Origin of the sequence: Aminobacter sp. BE322 (assembly GCF_050433525.1) — a bacterium.
Lineage (GTDB): Bacteria > Pseudomonadota > Alphaproteobacteria > Rhizobiales > Rhizobiaceae > Aminobacter.
In genome coordinates this window covers 100,438-116,971 of record NZ_JBNPXB010000001.1, presented here as the reverse complement: position 1 = coordinate 116,971, position 16,534 = coordinate 100,438, and the positions used below count along the sequence as shown (strand labels likewise).

Here is a 16,534-nt window from a genome sequence, read left to right as displayed (position 1 = left end):
GGCGGTTGCAATGCCAGGGTGTCGCCCCATATTCGGGCGGCGGGCTTGGAAAAGCCGTGAAAGCATTGTAATGAGCCGCCTCCGGAATGCCTGGCGCGAGTGCGCGCCGGCGAAATCCCGCCAGGAAAGATCCCAGGACGCCCAATGGAAACCATCCTCATCGTCATCCACCTGATGATCGTGCTCGCGCTCGTCGGCGTGGTGCTCCTGCAGCGTTCGGAGGGCGGTGGCCTCGGCATCGGCGGCGGTTCGGGCTTCATGACCGCACGCGGCGCCGCCAACGCGCTGACGCGCGCGACCGCGATCCTGGCCACGCTCTTCTTCGTCACCTCGCTGACACTGTCGATCATCGCCCGCTATGGCGAGAAGCCCATCGACATTCTGGACCGCGCTCCGGCCACCCAGGGCGGCAGCACGACCGGCGGTAAGGGCGTTCTCGATCAGCTCGGCGGCTCGACCCCGGCGTCGGGTACGACGGCTCCCGCTACGACGACCGAGCCCGCGGCTCCGGCGACGGCGCCTGCGGCGTCCGGAACCACCGAGCAGCCCGCGTCCGGCACCGCGCCCGCGCCTGCCACGCCCCAGGTTCCGAACCAGTAACGAACCGTCTGCGCCGCAACCTGTTGTTGTTTGAACACAGTTGCGGCAAATGCTGCAAAATCTTCGAATTTCCCTTGTGTAGCCGGAGCCGTCTCCCTTGAGGCGGCTCCGGCTATTCGATTATAGCTGAACCGCGGCGAATGGACGGGGGCCTTTGGGGGCACCGCGCGTTGCCGCGCATTTCTTGTCGCGCTGAACGTTCGGGATCCTTCGCCATGCAGCTCCGCCGCATCCTTTTAGCAGGTCTATGCGCCACCCTCATGGGCTCGGCCGCCATCGCCGCCACGCCGGCCGGCACGGTTGCGCCGCCGCAGCCGCAGGTTGCGGGCGACGTCGTGGCAATCGCCGCGAAGAGCGACGCCTCGGAGCTGAAGGCGCTCACGAAAAAGAAGAAGCCGACAGACGCCGATCTGGCGCGCATCCGCGAGCTGGAAGCCAAGATCAAGGCCGACAAGGAAACGGCCCGGCTGAAAATGCTCGAGGCCAAGAAGATGGCCATGCGCGAAGCCGCCAAGCAGAAGGCGGAGCAGGCGCGCGAGCTCGCCCGTGTCAAGAAGGCGGAGAAGGCCAGCACCCAGCTTGCCTCGGCCGCTCCGGCTGCCACACCCACGCCCAAGCGGGATCTGAAGCCGCTGGACGTCTCGCAGCCGGTTGCGCCGCTCGCGCCCGACGCCATGGAAGTCGCATCGGCCGGCAACAGCGGCGAGCTGCGCAGCGAAAGCGCGGCGGCTCCGAAGCAGGCCGGCCTGTTTGCCGGGTTGTTCGGCGGTGCGGTGCAGCAGCCTTCGATGCTGCCGCAGACACGCGCTCTCGATGCCGTGCTGCAGGCCAAGCAGGCAAAGAAGCAGTTCAAGGTGAAGTCCGATTTCGAGCCGCAGGAAGTGGCGTTCTCGGGCTATGAACGCGGCCAGATCGTGGTCGATACCGGCGCGCGCTACCTCTATCTGATCGAGTCGTCCTCGACCGCCCGCCGCTATGCCATCGCGGTCGGCCGCGAAGGCCTCGAGTTCAAGGGCAAGGCCACCGTCGGCGACAAGCAGGAATGGCCGCGCTGGATCCCGACCAAGGAGATGCAGGAGCGCGAGCCGAAGAAATACGGCCAGTACAAGGACGGCATGAACGGCGGCCCCGACAATCCGCTCGGCGCGCGCGCCATCTACCTTTACCAGGGCAAGAAGGATACCCATATCCGTATCCACGGCACCAACCAGCCTCAGACGATCGGCACCAACTCCTCGAACGGTTGCTTCCGCATGGTCAACGACCATGTCATGGACCTCTACAACCGCGTGAAGATGGGCACCGAAGTCATCGTCATGTAGGCCGTTTCCGGAGAGACTTTCGCAGTCCTCCCGAAGCGAAGAGAGCGGGCCGGCGGTCACGCCGGCCTTTTTGTTTGCGTTCCTTCCGGGTCGCAGCACCGAACAGCCAGATAGGGAAAAGTCCGACGCGGCGGATTTTTCTCTGGCGGAATCGATTTGGCCGCGTTAAGCGATGACTCCCATGGCGCGATATGTTTTCATCACCGGCGGCGTGGTTTCTTCCCTTGGAAAAGGCATTGCCGCAGCGGCTCTCGGAGCCCTTCTGCAGGCACGCGGTTATCGCGTGCGCATCCGCAAGCTCGATCCGTATCTGAACGTCGACCCCGGCACGATGTCGCCTTACCAGCACGGTGAGGTGTTCGTGACGGACGACGGGGCGGAGACCGACCTCGATCTCGGACATTACGAGCGGTTCACCGGACGTTCGGCGAACCAGAGCGACAACATCACCACCGGCCGCATCTACAAGAACATCATCGAACGCGAGCGGCGCGGCGACTATCTCGGCGCGACCGTGCAGGTCATTCCGCACGTCACCGACGAGATCAAGAACTTCATCCTCGACGGCAACGACGAATACGATTTCGTGCTCTGTGAGATCGGCGGCACGGTGGGCGACATCGAGGCGATGCCCTTCCTCGAGGCCATCCGGCAGCTCGGCAACGACCTGCCGCGGAACAATGCGGTCTACGTTCACCTGACGCTGATGCCGTACATTCCGACGGCCGGCGAACTCAAGACCAAGCCGACCCAGCACTCGGTCAAGGAACTGCGCTCGATCGGCATCGCTCCGGACATCCTGCTGGTCCGTGCCGACCGCGACATTCCCAAGGAAGAGCGCCGCAAGCTGTCGCTGTTCTGCAACGTGCGCGAATCGGCGGTCATTCAAGCGCTCGACGTCGGCCACATCTACGACGTGCCGCTCGCCTACCACAAGGAAGGCCTGGATTCGGAAGTGCTCGCCGCCTTCGGCATCGACCCGGCGCCCAAGCCACGCCTCGATGCCTGGCAGAACGTGTCGCAGCGCATCCACAACCCCGAGGGCGAGGTCACCATCGCCGTCGTCGGCAAGTACACAGGCCTCAAGGACGCCTACAAGTCGCTGATCGAGGCGCTGTCGCATGGCGGACTCGCCAACAACGTCAAGGTCAAGCTGGACTGGATCGAAAGCGAGATCTTCGAGAAGGAAGACCCCGCGCCGTTCCTCGAAAAGGTGCACGGCATCCTGGTGCCGGGCGGCTTCGGCGAGCGCGGTTCGGAGGGCAAGATCCTGGCGGCCAAGTTCGCCCGCGAGCGCAAGGTGCCTTATTTCGGCATCTGCTTCGGCATGCAGATGGCCTGCATCGAGGCGGCTCGCTCGCTCGCCGGCATCGAGAATGCCTCGTCGACCGAATTCGGCCCGACCAAGGAGCCGGTCGTCGGCCTGATGACCGAATGGCTCAAGGGCAACATGCTCGAGAAGCGCAAGGTGACCGGCGATCTCGGCGGCACGATGCGGCTCGGCGCCTATGATGCCAAGCTGACGGCAGGCTCGAAGATCGCCGAGGTCTACGGCGACACCGACATTTCCGAGCGCCATCGCCACCGCTACGAAGTCAACATCGACTACAAGGACCGCCTCGAAGAGTGCGGCCTGGTCTTCGCCGGCATGTCGCCGGATGGCGTGCTGCCGGAGACTGTCGAATATCCCGACCATCCCTGGTTCATCGGCGTCCAGTACCATCCGGAATTGAAGAGCCGGCCGCTGGAGCCGCATCCGCTGTTTGCGAGCTTCATCGAGGCCGCCGTCGAGCAGAGCCGGCTGGTCTGATCTCATGCGCGCCGACGTGAATTCGCCGGCGCGCAATTTCCTGCGGTGGCTGCGCCGCGCATGACCACCTATGTCGCGCTCCTCTACAGCATCGTCCTCGGCCCCGGCCGGCGCCTCGTCATGTCCGACCTGCGCGAGATGGCCGACGACCTCGGCCTCGGCAATCCGCGCACGCTGGTTGCGACCGGAAATCTCCTCTTTGAAGCTGATGGTATCTCCGTTCCCGAGCTGGAAAGGTCGCTCGAGGCGGCCTTCGCCAAAAAATTCGGCAAGCATGTCGACATCATCGTGCGCGGCGCCGAGGCATGGCTGAAGCTCGTCGCCGCCAACCCGTTTCCCGAAGAATCCGGGCGCGATCCCGACCAGGTGGCGGTGCGCGTGATGCGCGAGCCTGTGGCGCCAGAGGCCATCGAACGACTTCGGCCCTATGTCGCGGCCGACGAGAAACTCGCCGCCGTCAACGGCGACATCTGGCTCTATTTCTCGCGCAGTGCCGGATCGTCCAGGCTGCTCGGCGCGCTCACGCCCCGGCGCGCCGGCGGCATCGGCACGTCGCGCAACTGGAACACGGTGCGCCGCCTCGGCGAGATGGTCGCCGGGTGAGGGGCCGGCCCAAAACCTTGCGCGAAATGACGATTTGAGGCACAGCGCTGGCCGATGACCAATAACGTCCAAGCCGGGCCACGCGCCCTCGACCATGTGGTCCTGCCGACCGCCGACCTTGCGGTGGCGCGCGCACGCCTGTCTTCGCTCGGCTTCACCGTGGCGCCAGTGGGCGTCCACCCCTTCGGCACGGTCAACGCCTGCGTCTACCTCGCCGACGGCACCTTCCTGGAACCGCTGGCCGTGGGCGATGCCTCGGCCGCCGACAGGGCCGTTTCGGAAAACAACGTCTTCGTGGCGCGCGACCGTTCGTTCCGCGCAGCCCATGGCGACGAAGGCTTCTCCGCCGTCGTCTTCGCCTCCGACGATGCCGATGCCGACCATCTCGAATTTGTCGAGGCAGGCGTCTCGGCCGGCCCGCGTCTCGATTTCTCGCGGCCCTTCGTCGATGCCACGGGGCGCGCCGACGTCGCTTCCTTCCGGCTCGCTTTCGCGGCCGAGCCGACGGGTGACGCGTTCTTCTTTGCCTGCGAGCGCGCCAATGCGCCCAAGGTTGACCGCAGCGCCCTGCAAATCCACGCAAACGGTGTCCGTCGGGTCGTCGCCGTCGAAGCGGATGCGGGTGATACCGCGGCGGCCACAGCCTTCCTGTCGACGCTCGCGCGCAGCAAGACCGAGACGAAGCCGGACGGCTTCAAGGTTGCGCTTGCCAATGCCGGTTTCGTCGTCCGGGCCGCTGCAGGCGGCGACAATATCCGCCTCGGCGGCATCGTCTTTGCCGTCGGCGACCTGGCTGCGGCGCATGCTCTCCTTGCAGGTCGCGGCATCGAGCACGATCTAAGCGGCCATCGGCTGGTGATTCCGCCGGCACCCGGGCAGGGTACAGCCTTCATCTTCGAGGAACAGAAATGACCAAGCCGAATGCAAACGTTACGGTCGGCAAGACCCTCTTCGCCAACGATGCGCCGCTGTCGCTGATCGCCGGACCGTGCCAGTTCGAATCGCGCCAGCACGCCTTCGACATGGCCGGCAGGCTCAAGGAGCTGACCCAGAAGCTCGGCATCGGCTTCGTCTACAAGTCGAGCTTCGACAAGGCCAACCGCAGCTCGCTGTCGAGCACGCGCGGTGCCGGCCTCGACGCGGCCTTGCCGGTCTTTGCCGACCTGCGCAAGGAGCTCGGCGTCACCGTCATCACCGACGTCCACACCGAAGAGCAGTGCGCCATCGTCGCCGAAGTGGTCGACGTGCTGCAGATCCCGGCCTTCCTCAGCCGCCAGACCGACCTGCTCGTGGCCGCCGCCCGGACCGGCAAGGTCGTCAATGTCAAGAAGGGCCAGTTCCTGGCGCCCTGGGACATGAAGAACGTGGTCGCCAAGGTCACCGGCTCGGGCAATCCGAACGTGCTGGTGACCGAGCGCGGCGCCTCCTTCGGCTACAACACGCTGGTCTCCGACATGCGTGCGCTGCCGATCATGGCCGACATCGGCGCACCAGTGATCTTCGACGCCACCCATTCGGTGCAGCAGCCGGGCGGGCAGGGCGCCACCTCGGGCGGCGAGCGCCGTTTCGTCGAGACGCTGGCGCGAGCCGCGGTCGCAGTCGGCGTTGCCGGCGTCTTCATCGAGACGCACGAGGATCCCGACAACTCGACCTCGTCGGATGGCCCCAATATGGTGCCGTTCAAGGACATGCCGGCGCTGCTCGAGCGGCTGATGGCCTTCGACCGCATCGCCAAGGGATGAAGCGCCGCCCCGGGATTCGGGGCGTCCCGCCTGCAACTCCAGCTTGAGCCCGGCCTTGGCCGGGCGTAGGCTTTGCTCGTGACTGAGCATTTCAGCAGGAGGAGTTCCATGTCTGTTGCCCGCGTTACGGAAATCACCTCGTCGTCGACCAAGAGCTTCAAGGACGCCATCGAAGAGGGCATCGCCCGCGCCTCGAAGACGCTGAAGAACGTCGAGGGCGCCTGGATCCAGGACCAGAAGGTCGTCGTGGAGAACGGCAAGATCGTTGCCTACCGGGTCAACATGAAGGTGACCTTCATTCTCACGGACTGACGCTTCCGCACCAGCGTCTGCGACCGAAAATCACCGGAACCTGTCCGCCGGGGCATCGTTAACCCTGCATCCCGTAACCAAACAGGAGCAGGACCATGACGACTGTCACCGGCCATACCGAAGCCATACCCGCATCGCGGGTCATCGGCACCAATGTCTACAACGCCGCCGGCGAATCCATCGGCAGCATCGAGGACGTCATGCTGGGGAAGACGTCCAACGACATCATGTTCGCCGTCGTGGGCTTCGGCGGCTTCCTCGGCATCGGCGAGAAATATCATGCCGTTCCGTGGTCCACGCTGGACTATGACACGAGGCTTGGCGGCTATGTGGTGCCGTTCTCGACCGATCAGCTGAAGGCCGCGCCGGCCTACTCCGTCAAGGAGCTGACCGAAGACGACGGTCGGGTGGCGCGCGATGCCTCTTTCGCCCATTACCATGTCGAGCCCTACTGGCTTTGATGGGATCGGCCTTGCCGGAAAGAGAAAAGCCCCGCGGTTGCGGGGCTTTTCGAGTGAGCGCTGCGGTTACTTGGTACTCGGAATAATCCGGATCTGCGACGAGCCCTGAGGGGGCGGCTGGCTGTCGCAGGAAGTAAGGAACGCCGCGGCGATGAAGAACAAACTCAGGATACCGCTCAACTGGCTCATGGCGAAACTCCCTCTGTTTCGCCCCGCGCGTCGCCAATTTACCCGAAAGTGTTGGCCGATGCCTGCCTGTTGAGATGAAATATGATGACAGGCCATCGCCGAAAGTGAATCCGCGCCTGACGTTGCGTGATATTTCGGCCGGCGCGATTGCCTTTTCCTCTGCTTTGGCTAAGACGGGCGCGGAAATCCAACCGCTCCATCTAGTCGCACAGATCCCGGGGATGCCTTTATGACTGCAATCATCGAAATCGTAGGTCGCGAGATTCTCGACAGCCGCGGCAATCCCACCGTCGAGGTGGACGTCGTTCTCGAAGACGGCTCGATGGGCCGCGCCGCGGTGCCCTCGGGCGCATCCACCGGCGCCCATGAGGCGATGGAACTGCGCGACGGCGGCCCCCGCTATCTCGGCAAGGGCGTCGAGCGCGCCGTCGAAGCCGTCAATGGCGAACTGTTCGAGGCGATCGGCGGCATGGAAGCCGAGAATCAGATCCACATCGACCAGACGATGATCGAGCTGGACGGCACCCCCAACAAGAGCCGCCTCGGCGCCAACGCCATCCTCGGCGTGTCGCTCGCCGTCGCCAAGGCCGCGGCCGAGTCGTCGGGCCTGCCGCTCTACCGCTATGTCGGCGGCCCCAACGCCCGCGTCCTGCCGGTGCCGATGATGAACATCATCAACGGCGGCGCCCATGCCGACAATCCGATCGACTTCCAGGAATTCATGATCATGCCGATCGGCGCGCCAAGCTTGCGCGACGCCGTGCGCTGGGGCTCGGAGATCTTCCACACCCTGAAGAAGGGGCTGAAGGAAGCCGGCCACAACACCAATGTCGGCGACGAGGGCGGCTTCGCGCCGAACCTCAAGAGCGCCCAGGCCGCGCTCGACTTCGTCATGGCCTCGATCGAGAAGGCCGGCTTCAAGCCGGGCGAGGACGTGGCGCTGGCGCTCGACTGCGCTGCCACCGAGTTCTTCAAGGACGGCGCCTACGTTTATGAAGGCGAGAAGAAGACGCGCGACCCCAAGGCCCAGGCCAAGTACCTGGCCAAGCTCGCCGCCGACTACCCGATCATCTCGATCGAGGACGGCATGTCCGAGGACGACTGGGAAGGCTGGAAGTATCTGACCGACCTGTGCGGCGACAAGGTGCAGCTGGTCGGCGACGACCTGTTCGTCACCAATTCGGCCCGCCTGCGCGACGGCATCAAGATGGGCGTCGCCAACTCGATCCTGGTCAAGGTCAACCAGATCGGCTCGCTGACCGAGACGCTCGACGCCGTCGAGACCGCGCACAAGGCCCGCTACAGCGCCGTCATGTCGCACCGCTCGGGCGAGACCGAGGATTCGACCATCGCCGATCTCGCGGTCGCCACCAACTGCGGCCAGATCAAGACCGGCTCGCTGGCCCGCTCGGACCGTACCGCCAAGTACAACCAGCTCATCCGCATCGAGGAAGAGCTCGGCCCGCAGGCGCGCTTTGCCGGAAGGTCGATCCTGCGCGGCTGATATCGCTGTGATCCAGACCGGAAGAGGCGGGGCTTGCCCCGCCTTTTTTGTTGCGCGTGCGCTTCCGCATCCCCGGCTCGTAACCGTCCATTAAGCACAATGGAGCGACAAGAGCACAGAAGAGGGGACGGGCCATGTGGACACGCCATCACAAGCAGAGGAATACGGGTCGCCTGATCGTCCCGGCGCTTGCGGCGGTCTTCCTCTCCTATTTCGGTTTCCACGCCTACAACGGCGAATTCGGCATCTATTCGAAGTACCGCTACCAGGCCCGGGCCGTCGAACTGCAGGCGCGGCTCGACACCGTCAAGGCGCAACGGACAGAGATCGAGCGCCGGGTGCAGATGCTCTATGACGGCAGCCTCGAGAAGGACATGCTTGACGAACAGGCGCGCAGGACGCTCAATGTGTCCGGTGCCGACGAGCTGACGATCATGCGGCCGTTCGCGCGCGCGAATTAACTCGAAGTCAGTTAATCGCCAAGAAATCCAGTAATTCTAGGCCCTTAACCGCATGCCTGCTATGCATTTTTCCGCATGGCGTAAGGGCATCCTCCGTGCTAGCGTCAACTACATGGAGAGGAGGGCAATGCATGATCTCCTCGAATGTCCGTAAAGAGACGATCATAGGGAGTGATGCATGGCTACAGCCGCGAAACGTGCGCCCGCCAAAGCCAAGTCGGATTCTAAATCGGGTCCAGTAGCACCCAAGCCAACCGAATTCTCAAAGGAGCAGGAACTCTCCGCCTGCCGCGAGATGCTGCTCATCCGCCGCTTCGAGGAAAAGGCCGGCCAGCTTTATGGCATGGGCTTCATCGGCGGCTTCTGCCACCTCTATATCGGTCAGGAAGCGGTCGTCACCGGCCTGCAGATGTCGCTGATCGAAGGCGACCAGATGATCACCGCCTATCGCGACCACGGCCACATGATTGCCATGGGCCTGTCCGCGCGCGGCGTGATGGCGGAACTCACGGGGCGCAGGGGCGGCTTGTCGAAAGGCAAGGGCGGCTCCATGCACATGTTCTCCAAGGAAAAGCACTTCTACGGCGGCCACGGCATCGTCGGCGCCCAGGTGTCGCTCGGCACGGGTCTGGCCTTCGCCAACCGCTACCGCGAGAACCCGAATGTTTCGGTGACCTATTTCGGCGACGGCGCGGCCAACCAGGGCCAGGTCTACGAGAGCTTCAACATGGCCGCGCTGTGGAAGCTGCCGGTGATCTACGTCATCGAGAACAATCGCTACGCCATGGGCACCGCCGTTACGCGCGCTTCGGCCGAGACGGATTTCTCGCAGCGCGGCGTCTCCTTCAAGATTCCGGGCATCAAGGTCGACGGCATGGACGTGCGCGCGGTCAAGGCTGCCGGCGACATGGCGACCGAATGGTGCCGCTCGGGCAACGGCCCGATCATCCTCGAGATGGAGACCTACCGCTATCGCGGCCACTCCATGTCGGACCCCGCCAAGTACCGCTCGAAGGACGAAGTCCAGAAGATGCGCTCCGAGCATGACCCGATCGAGCAGGTCAAGGCGCGCGTGCTCGCCAAGAAATGGGCGAGCGAGGACGACCTCAAGGCCATCGACAAGGATGTCCGCGACATCGTGGCCGATGCCGCCGATTTCGCCCAGACCGATCCCGAGCCGGACGTTTCCGAGCTCTGGACCGACATCGTGATCTAAGGGAGGGCGAAAGATGCCGATCGAAATTCTCATGCCTGCGCTCTCGCCGACGATGGAAGAGGGCAATCTGTCCAAGTGGATAAAGAAGGAAGGCGACAAGATCGTCGCCGGCGACGTCATCGCCGAGATCGAGACCGACAAGGCGACGATGGAAGTCGAGGCCGTTGACGAAGGCACGCTTGGCAAGATCCTGATCGGTGCCGGCACCGAGGGTGTCAAGGTCAACACGCCGATCGCGGTCCTGCTCCAGGACGGCGAAAGCTCCGCCGACATCGGCAAGGCTGCCGCTCCGGCCAAGGCCGAGGCGCCTGCCGCCGAGGCTGCGCCTGCGCCGGCCACGAGCGCCGCACCTGTCGCTGCCGCGCCCAAGACCGAAGTGGCTGCCGACCCGGACATCCCCGCCGGCACCGAGATGGTGTCGATGACGGTGCGCGAAGCGCTCCGCGACGCCATGGCCGAGGAGATGCGCCGTGACGCCGACGTCTTCATCATGGGCGAGGAGGTCGCCGAGTACCAGGGCGCCTACAAGATCACGCAAGGCCTGCTGCAGGAATTCGGCCCGCGCCGCGTGGTCGACACCCCGATCACCGAGCATGGCTTCGCCGGCGTCGGCGTCGGTGCCGCGATGGCCGGCCTCAAGCCGATCGTCGAGTTCATGACCTTCAACTTCGCCATGCAGGCGATCGACCAGATCGTCAACTCGGCGGCGAAGACGCTGTACATGTCGGGCGGCCAGATGGGCGCGCCGATCGTGTTCCGCGGCCCGAACGGTGCCGCGGCCCGCGTCGCGGCCCAGCACTCGCAGTGCTACGCCGCCTGGTACGGCCACATCCCCGGCCTCAAGGTCGTGATGCCCTACACGGCGGCCGACGCCAAGGGTCTGCTCAAGGCCGCCATCCGCGATCCGAACCCGGTCATCTTCCTCGAGAACGAAATCCTCTACGGCCAGCACTTCGACGTGCCGAAGCTCGACGATTTCGTCCTGCCGATCGGCAAGGCGCGCATCCACAAGCCGGGCAAGGACGTCACCATCGTGTCCTTCGGCATCGGCATGACCTATGCGGTCAAGGCCGAGGCCGAGCTCGCCGCCATGGGCATCGACGCCGAAATCATCGATCTCCGGACCATCCGTCCGCTCGACCTCGACACCATCGTCGCCTCGGTCAAGAAGACCAACAGGCTGGTGGTCGTCGAAGAAGGCTTCCCGCAGTCCTCGGTCGGCGACTTCATCGCCAACCAGGTGTCGCAGCGCGCCTTCGACCATCTCGATGCGCCCGTCGTCACCATCGCCGGCAAGGATGTGCCGATGCCCTACGCCGCCAATCTCGAAAAGCTCGCTTTGCCGAATGTCGGCGAAGTGATCGAGGCGGTCAAAGCCGTCACTTATCGCTGAGACGGGCGGGAGGACATCATGCCGATCAATATCACCATGCCCGCGCTTTCGCCGACCATGGAAGAGGGCAACCTCGCCAAGTGGCTGGTCAAGGAGGGCGACAAGGTTTCGCCCGGCGACGTGATCGCCGAGATCGAGACCGACAAGGCGACGATGGAAGTGGAAGCCGTCGACGAGGGCACCGTTGCCAAGATCGTCGTTCCGGCCGGCACCGAAGGCGTCAAGGTCAACGCCCTGATCGCCATTCTTGCCGGCGAGGGCGAGGATGCGTCCGCCGCAGCCAAGGGCGGCAACGGCGCCCAGGCTGCCAAGGCTGAGGCTCCGAAGGCCGAGGCTGCTCCGGCGGCTGCCGCTGCCCCTGCCGCGGCACCTGCGCCCGCCGCAGCCGTCCCGGCTGCGAAACCTGCAGCCACCAACGGCGCTGCGGCCACGGGCGAAGGCCGTACCTTTGCTTCGCCGCTCGCCCGTCGCATCGCCAAGGACGCCGGCGTCGACATCGGCGCGGTTGCAGGCACCGGCCCGCATGGCCGCGTCGTCAAGGCCGACGTCGAGGCTGCCATCGCCGGTGGCGGCGCCAAGGCTGCCCCCGCTGCCAAGGCCCCGGCTGCTGCTCCCGCGGCTGCACCCGCTGCCAAGGGCATGTCGGACGACCAGGTGCTCAAGTTGTTCGAAGCGGGCAGTTACGAGCTCGTCCCGCACGACAACATGCGCAAGACCATCGCCCGCCGCCTGGTCGAGGCGAAGAGCACCATCCCGCACTTCTACCTCACGCTCGACTGCGACATCGATGCGCTGCTGGCGCTGCGCGCCCAGCTCAACGCCGCCGCACCGACCGTCAAGACCGAGAAGGGCGAGGTTCCGGCCTACAAGCTGTCGGTCAACGACATGGTCATCAAGGCGATGGCGCTTGCGCTCAAGGCCGTGCCGGATGCCAACGTGTCGTGGACCGACCAGGCCATGGTCAAGCACAAGCACGCCGACGTCGGCGTCGCCGTGTCGATCCCCGGCGGCCTGATCACCCCGATCATCCGCCAGGCCGACATCAAGACGCTGTCGGTCATTTCCAATGAAATGAAGGATCTTGCCGGCAGGGCCCGCAACCGCAAGCTCAAGCCCGAGGAATACCAGGGCGGCACGACCGCGGTCTCCAATCTCGGCATGTTCGGCATCAAGGACTTCTCCGCCGTCATCAACCCGCCGCACGCCACTATCCTGGCGGTCGGCGCGGGCGAGGAACGTGCGGTCGTCAAGAACGGCGAGATCAAGATCGCCAACGTGATGTCGGTCACGCTGTCTACCGATCACCGCGCCGTCGATGGCGCGCTCGGCGCCGAGCTGCTCGCCGCCTTCAAGCGCTACATCGAAAACCCGATGGGCATGCTGGTGTAAGGCTTTCGCCCTCCTCGTCCGCGGGGAGGGCATTCGCCTTCAGCGGCCGAAGGGGCAGCGACCGAGGACCCTTTCATGAAAACCGTTCTTTGCTACGGCGACTCGCTGACCTGGGGCTATGACGCCGCCGGCCCCGGCCGTCACGCCTTCGGGGACCGCTGGCCAAGCGTCCTTCAGGCCGAACTGGGCGAGGGTGTCAACGTCATCGCCGAGGGCCTGAATGGCCGGACCACTGCCTTCGACGACCATCTTGCCGGCACGGACCGCAACGGCGCGCGCGCCTTGCCGACCATCCTCGGCACCCACACACCGCTCGACCTCGTCATCATCATGCTCGGCGCCAACGACATGAAGCCGTGGATCCACGGCAATCCGCTTGCCGCCAAGCAGGGCATGGCGCGGCTGGCGTCGATCGTCCGCACCTACGATCACGGCATGGACTATCCGGCGCCGGAAATCCTGCTGGTTTCACCGCCGGCCGTCAGCCGTACCGACAATGCCGAGTTCAAGGACATGTTCGCCGACGGCGACAAGGCCTCGCACAAGCTCGCGCCGCTCTATGCGCAGCTCGCCGACGAGATCGGCTGCGGCTTCTTCGACGCCGGCTCGGTGGCCGTCACCACGCCGCTCGACGGCGTGCATCTCGATGCAGAAAACACACGGAAAATTGGCCATGCGCTCGCGCCCATCGTGCGCGTGATGCTGGAACTCTAGGACTGGAGAAACGCCTTGGCTGAGAATTACGACGTCATCATCATCGGCTCCGGCCCCGGCGGCTACGTCACCGCGGTCCGTGCCGCCCAGCTCGGCTTCAAGACGGCGATCGTCGAGCGCGAGCATCTCGGCGGCATCTGCCTCAACTGGGGCTGCATCCCGACCAAGGCGCTCTTGCGTTCGGCCGAGATCAAGCACTATGCCGAGCACGCCAAGAACTACGGCCTCAAGATCGACGGCACCGTGACCGCCGACGTCAAGGCGGTGGTCGAGCGTTCGCGCGGCGTCTCCGCCCGCCTCAACGGCGGCGTCGGCTTCCTGATGAAGAAGAACAAGGTCGACGTGATCTGGGGCGAGGCCAAGCTCACCAAGCCGGGCGAGATCGTCGTTTCCAAGTCGTCGAAGAAGCCGATGGAGCCGCAGCACCCGGCGCCCAAGAACACCAAGGGCGAGGGCACCTACACCGCCAAGCATATCATCCTGGCCACCGGCGCGCGGCCCCGCGCGCTGCCGGGCATCGAGCCGGACGGCAAGCTGATCTGGACCTATTTCGAGGCCATGGTGCCGCAGGAGATGCCGAAGTCGCTGGTGGTCATGGGTTCGGGCGCCATCGGCATCGAGTTCGCCAGCTTCTACCGCACCATGGGCGCCGAGGTGACCGTGGTCGAGCTGCTGCCGCAAGTGATGCCGGTCGAGGATGCCGAGGTCTCCACCTTCGCCAAGAAGCAGTTCGAGAAGCAGGGGATGAAGATCATCCTCGACGCCAAGGTCACCAAGGTCGAGAAGGGCGCCAGCTCGGTCACCGCCCATGTCGAGATGAAGGACGGCAAGGTCGAGAAGATCACCGCCGACCGCCTGATCTCGGCCGTCGGCGTTCAGGGCAACATCGAGAACCTCGGCCTGGAAGCGCTCGGCGTGAAGACCGACCGCGGCTGCGTGGTGGTCGACGGCTACGGCCGCACCAACGTGCCGGGCGTCTATGCCATCGGCGACGTCGCCGGCCCGCCCATGCTCGCCCACAAGGCCGAGCACGAGGGCGTCATCTGCGTCGAGAAGATCGCCGGCCTGCCGGGCGTGCACGCGCTCGACAAGTCGAAGATCCCGGGCTGCACCTACTGCAACCCGCAGGTCGCTTCCGTCGGCCTGACGGAAGCCAAGGCCAAAGAAGCCGGCCATGACATCCGCGTCGGCCGCTTCCAGTTCGGCGCCAACGGCAAGGCGATCGCGCTCGGCGAGGACCAGGGCTTCATCAAGACCATCTTCGACAAGAAGACCGGCCAGCTGCTCGGCGCCCACATGATCGGCGCCGAGGTCACCGAGCTGATCCAGGGCTTCGTCGTCGCCATGAACCTGGAGACGACCGAGGAAGAGCTGATGCACTCGGTCTTCCCGCACCCGACGCTGTCGGAAATGATGAAGGAAAGCGTGCTCGACGCCTACGGGCGTGCGCTCAACGCATAGCGGCCACGCGCCGGCGCGCCTTTCGCGGCGCGCCGGTTGGCACTATATGCTGGGCTGCGTGTCTGTTGGCCCGGCGAGACCTGGCCGGAGAGGAGCGATGGAGCCAAGCTACGGAATTCTCGGCATGCCCGGTGTCGGATTCTTCGGCATGCTGCTCATCGGCTTCCTAGCCGGCTATGTCGCCGAACGCACCATGAACCGCGACCACGGCTTCCTCACCAACATGCTGGTGGGCGTTGCCGGATCATTTGTCGGCGGCACACTGGCGGGGCTGCTCGGCATCAATTATTACGGGTTCGCGGGCAACCTCATCGTCGCCATCGCCGGCGCGATACTGCTGCTCTGGATTTTCGGCCGCTCGCAACCGCCGCGGCCTCAGTAGGAAGAACCGATGGTCACTGTGCTCGATCTCAAAGACCGTCCGCGCGCGCGGCACCCGGAAAAGGCCCACCGGCCCGACCAGGAGGTTCTGCGCAAGCCCGACTGGATCCGCGTCAAGGCGCCGGTCTCGCGCGGCTACCAGGAAACGCGCGAGATCGTGAAGTCGCACAAGCTGGTCACTGTGTGCGAGGAGGCCGGCTGCCCCAACATCGGCGAATGCTGGGAAAAGAAGCACGCGACGTTCATGATCCTCGGCGAGATCTGCACCCGCGCCTGCGCCTTCTGCAACGTCGCCACCGGTATCCCGACCGCGCTCGACCCCAATGAGCCGGAGAGCGTCGCCAAGGCCGTAGCCCAGATGGGCCTGACCCATGTCGTCATCACTTCTGTCGACCGCGACGATCTCGCCGACGGCGGCGCCCAGCATTTCGCCCACGTCATCCACGCCATCCGCCGGCTGACGCCGCAGACGACCATCGAGATCCTGACGCCCGACTTCCTGCGCAAGGAAGGCGCGCTCGAGATCGTCGTCGCTGCCAAGCCGGACGTGTTCAACCACAACCTCGAGACCGTGCCGTCGAACTACCTGACGGTTCGTCCGGGCGCGCGCTACTTCCACTCGATCCGTCTCCTGCAGCGGGTGAAGGAACTCGATCCGTCGATCTTCACCAAGTCGGGCATCATGGTCGGCCTCGGCGAGGAGCGGAACGAGGTGCTGCAGCTGATGGACGACCTGCGCACCGCCAATGTCGACTTCATGACCATCGGCCAGTATCTGCAGCCGTCGAAGAAGCATCATCCGGTCAAGAAGTTCGTCACGCCGGAAGAGTTCGAGTCCTACGCCACCATCGGCAAGACCAAGGGCTTCCTGCTCGTGGCGTCCAGCCCGCTGACGCGCTCGTCGCACCATGCCGGCGACGACTTCGCCAAGCTGCGCGCCGCGCGCGAGGCGATGCTGGCGAAGCGGGCCTGACGT

General features: G+C 65.0%; 18 protein-coding genes. 17 read left to right on the top strand and 1 reads right to left on the bottom strand.

Annotated features, from left to right (window positions below; genetic code table 11):
• Nucleotides 1-144: 144 nt before the first annotated feature.
• The 8 genes from secG (at nucleotide 145) to J2X50_RS00520 (ending at nucleotide 6,850) form a co-directional block, all read left to right on the top strand.
• Nucleotides 145-600: a preprotein translocase subunit SecG gene (gene secG, locus J2X50_RS00555; RefSeq protein WP_429090549.1), complete on the top strand. Its 456-nt coding sequence runs from the start codon at nucleotides 145-147 to the stop codon at nucleotides 598-600.
• A 215-nt stretch (nucleotides 601-815) separates the two neighbouring features.
• Nucleotides 816-1,922, top strand: coding sequence for a L,D-transpeptidase family protein (locus J2X50_RS00550; protein WP_429090547.1), 1,107 nt, complete (start codon nucleotides 816-818; stop codon nucleotides 1,920-1,922).
• A gap of 172 nt (nucleotides 1,923-2,094) precedes the next feature.
• On the top strand, nucleotides 2,095-3,732 hold the full coding sequence (locus J2X50_RS00545; RefSeq protein ID WP_429090546.1) for a CTP synthase: 1,638 nt from the start codon (nucleotides 2,095-2,097) through the stop codon (nucleotides 3,730-3,732).
• A 60-nt stretch (nucleotides 3,733-3,792) separates the two neighbouring features.
• On the top strand, nucleotides 3,793-4,335 hold the full coding sequence (locus J2X50_RS00540; RefSeq protein WP_429090544.1) for a DUF1697 domain-containing protein: 543 nt from the start codon (nucleotides 3,793-3,795) through the stop codon (nucleotides 4,333-4,335).
• A gap of 54 nt (nucleotides 4,336-4,389) precedes the next feature.
• Nucleotides 4,390-5,247, top strand: coding sequence for a VOC family protein (locus J2X50_RS00535; protein WP_429090543.1), 858 nt, complete (start codon nucleotides 4,390-4,392; stop codon nucleotides 5,245-5,247).
• A complete protein-coding gene (gene kdsA / locus J2X50_RS00530) occupies nucleotides 5,244-6,077 on the top strand; it encodes a 3-deoxy-8-phosphooctulonate synthase (RefSeq protein WP_429090541.1) in 834 nt (277 codons plus the stop codon). Before J2X50_RS00535 ends, kdsA begins: the two co-directional genes overlap by 4 nt.
• Nucleotides 6,078-6,185: 108 nt before the next feature.
• Nucleotides 6,186-6,389 (top strand): dodecin family protein, encoded by a 204-nt coding sequence (locus tag J2X50_RS00525; protein WP_347965382.1) that lies wholly within the window; start codon nucleotides 6,186-6,188, stop codon nucleotides 6,387-6,389.
• 95 nt (nucleotides 6,390-6,484) lie between these two features.
• Nucleotides 6,485-6,850 carry a PRC-barrel domain-containing protein gene (locus J2X50_RS00520; RefSeq protein ID WP_429090539.1) on the top strand — a complete coding sequence of 122 codons (366 nt, stop codon included), beginning with the start codon at nucleotides 6,485-6,487 and terminating at the stop codon, nucleotides 6,848-6,850.
• A gap of 66 nt (nucleotides 6,851-6,916) precedes the next feature.
• Here the strand turns inward: J2X50_RS00520 and J2X50_RS00515 are convergent, their stop codons facing one another.
• Nucleotides 6,917-7,039, bottom strand: coding sequence for a hypothetical protein (locus tag J2X50_RS00515; RefSeq protein ID WP_429090537.1), 123 nt, complete (start codon nucleotides 7,037-7,039; stop codon nucleotides 6,917-6,919).
• Nucleotides 7,040-7,268: 229 nt separating this feature from the next.
• On the opposite strand from J2X50_RS00515, the gene eno reads away from it, so the two are divergent.
• From eno to lipA, 9 genes are all read left to right on the top strand, one after another.
• Nucleotides 7,269-8,543 carry a phosphopyruvate hydratase gene (gene eno, locus J2X50_RS00510; RefSeq protein ID WP_429090535.1) on the top strand — a complete coding sequence of 425 codons (1,275 nt, stop codon included), beginning with the start codon at nucleotides 7,269-7,271 and terminating at the stop codon, nucleotides 8,541-8,543.
• A 134-nt stretch (nucleotides 8,544-8,677) separates the two neighbouring features.
• On the top strand, nucleotides 8,678-9,004 hold the full coding sequence (locus J2X50_RS00505) for an FtsB family cell division protein (RefSeq protein ID WP_429090534.1): 327 nt from the start codon (nucleotides 8,678-8,680) through the stop codon (nucleotides 9,002-9,004).
• Between the two features lie 178 nt (nucleotides 9,005-9,182).
• A complete protein-coding gene (gene pdhA / locus J2X50_RS00500) occupies nucleotides 9,183-10,220 on the top strand; it encodes a pyruvate dehydrogenase (acetyl-transferring) E1 component subunit alpha (protein ID WP_429090532.1) in 1,038 nt (345 codons plus the stop codon).
• Between the two features lie 13 nt (nucleotides 10,221-10,233).
• Nucleotides 10,234-11,613 carry a pyruvate dehydrogenase complex E1 component subunit beta gene (locus J2X50_RS00495; RefSeq protein ID WP_429090531.1) on the top strand — a complete coding sequence of 460 codons (1,380 nt, stop codon included), beginning with the start codon at nucleotides 10,234-10,236 and terminating at the stop codon, nucleotides 11,611-11,613.
• A gap of 18 nt (nucleotides 11,614-11,631) precedes the next feature.
• Nucleotides 11,632-13,002 (top strand): pyruvate dehydrogenase complex dihydrolipoamide acetyltransferase, encoded by a 1,371-nt coding sequence (locus J2X50_RS00490; protein ID WP_429090529.1) that lies wholly within the window; start codon nucleotides 11,632-11,634, stop codon nucleotides 13,000-13,002.
• Between the two features lie 75 nt (nucleotides 13,003-13,077).
• Nucleotides 13,078-13,716, top strand: a complete 639-nt coding sequence (locus J2X50_RS00485; protein WP_429090527.1) for an SGNH/GDSL hydrolase family protein — start codon at nucleotides 13,078-13,080, stop codon at nucleotides 13,714-13,716.
• 15 nt (nucleotides 13,717-13,731) lie between these two features.
• Nucleotides 13,732-15,177: a dihydrolipoyl dehydrogenase gene (gene lpdA, locus J2X50_RS00480; protein WP_429090525.1), complete on the top strand. Its 1,446-nt coding sequence runs from the start codon at nucleotides 13,732-13,734 to the stop codon at nucleotides 15,175-15,177.
• A 97-nt stretch (nucleotides 15,178-15,274) separates the two neighbouring features.
• Nucleotides 15,275-15,559, top strand: a complete 285-nt coding sequence (locus tag J2X50_RS00475; protein ID WP_347965392.1) for a GlsB/YeaQ/YmgE family stress response membrane protein — start codon at nucleotides 15,275-15,277, stop codon at nucleotides 15,557-15,559.
• Nucleotides 15,560-15,568: 9 nt separating this feature from the next.
• A complete protein-coding gene (gene lipA / locus J2X50_RS00470) occupies nucleotides 15,569-16,531 on the top strand; it encodes a lipoyl synthase (protein ID WP_429090523.1) in 963 nt (320 codons plus the stop codon).
• Nucleotides 16,532-16,534 lie beyond the last annotated feature (3 nt).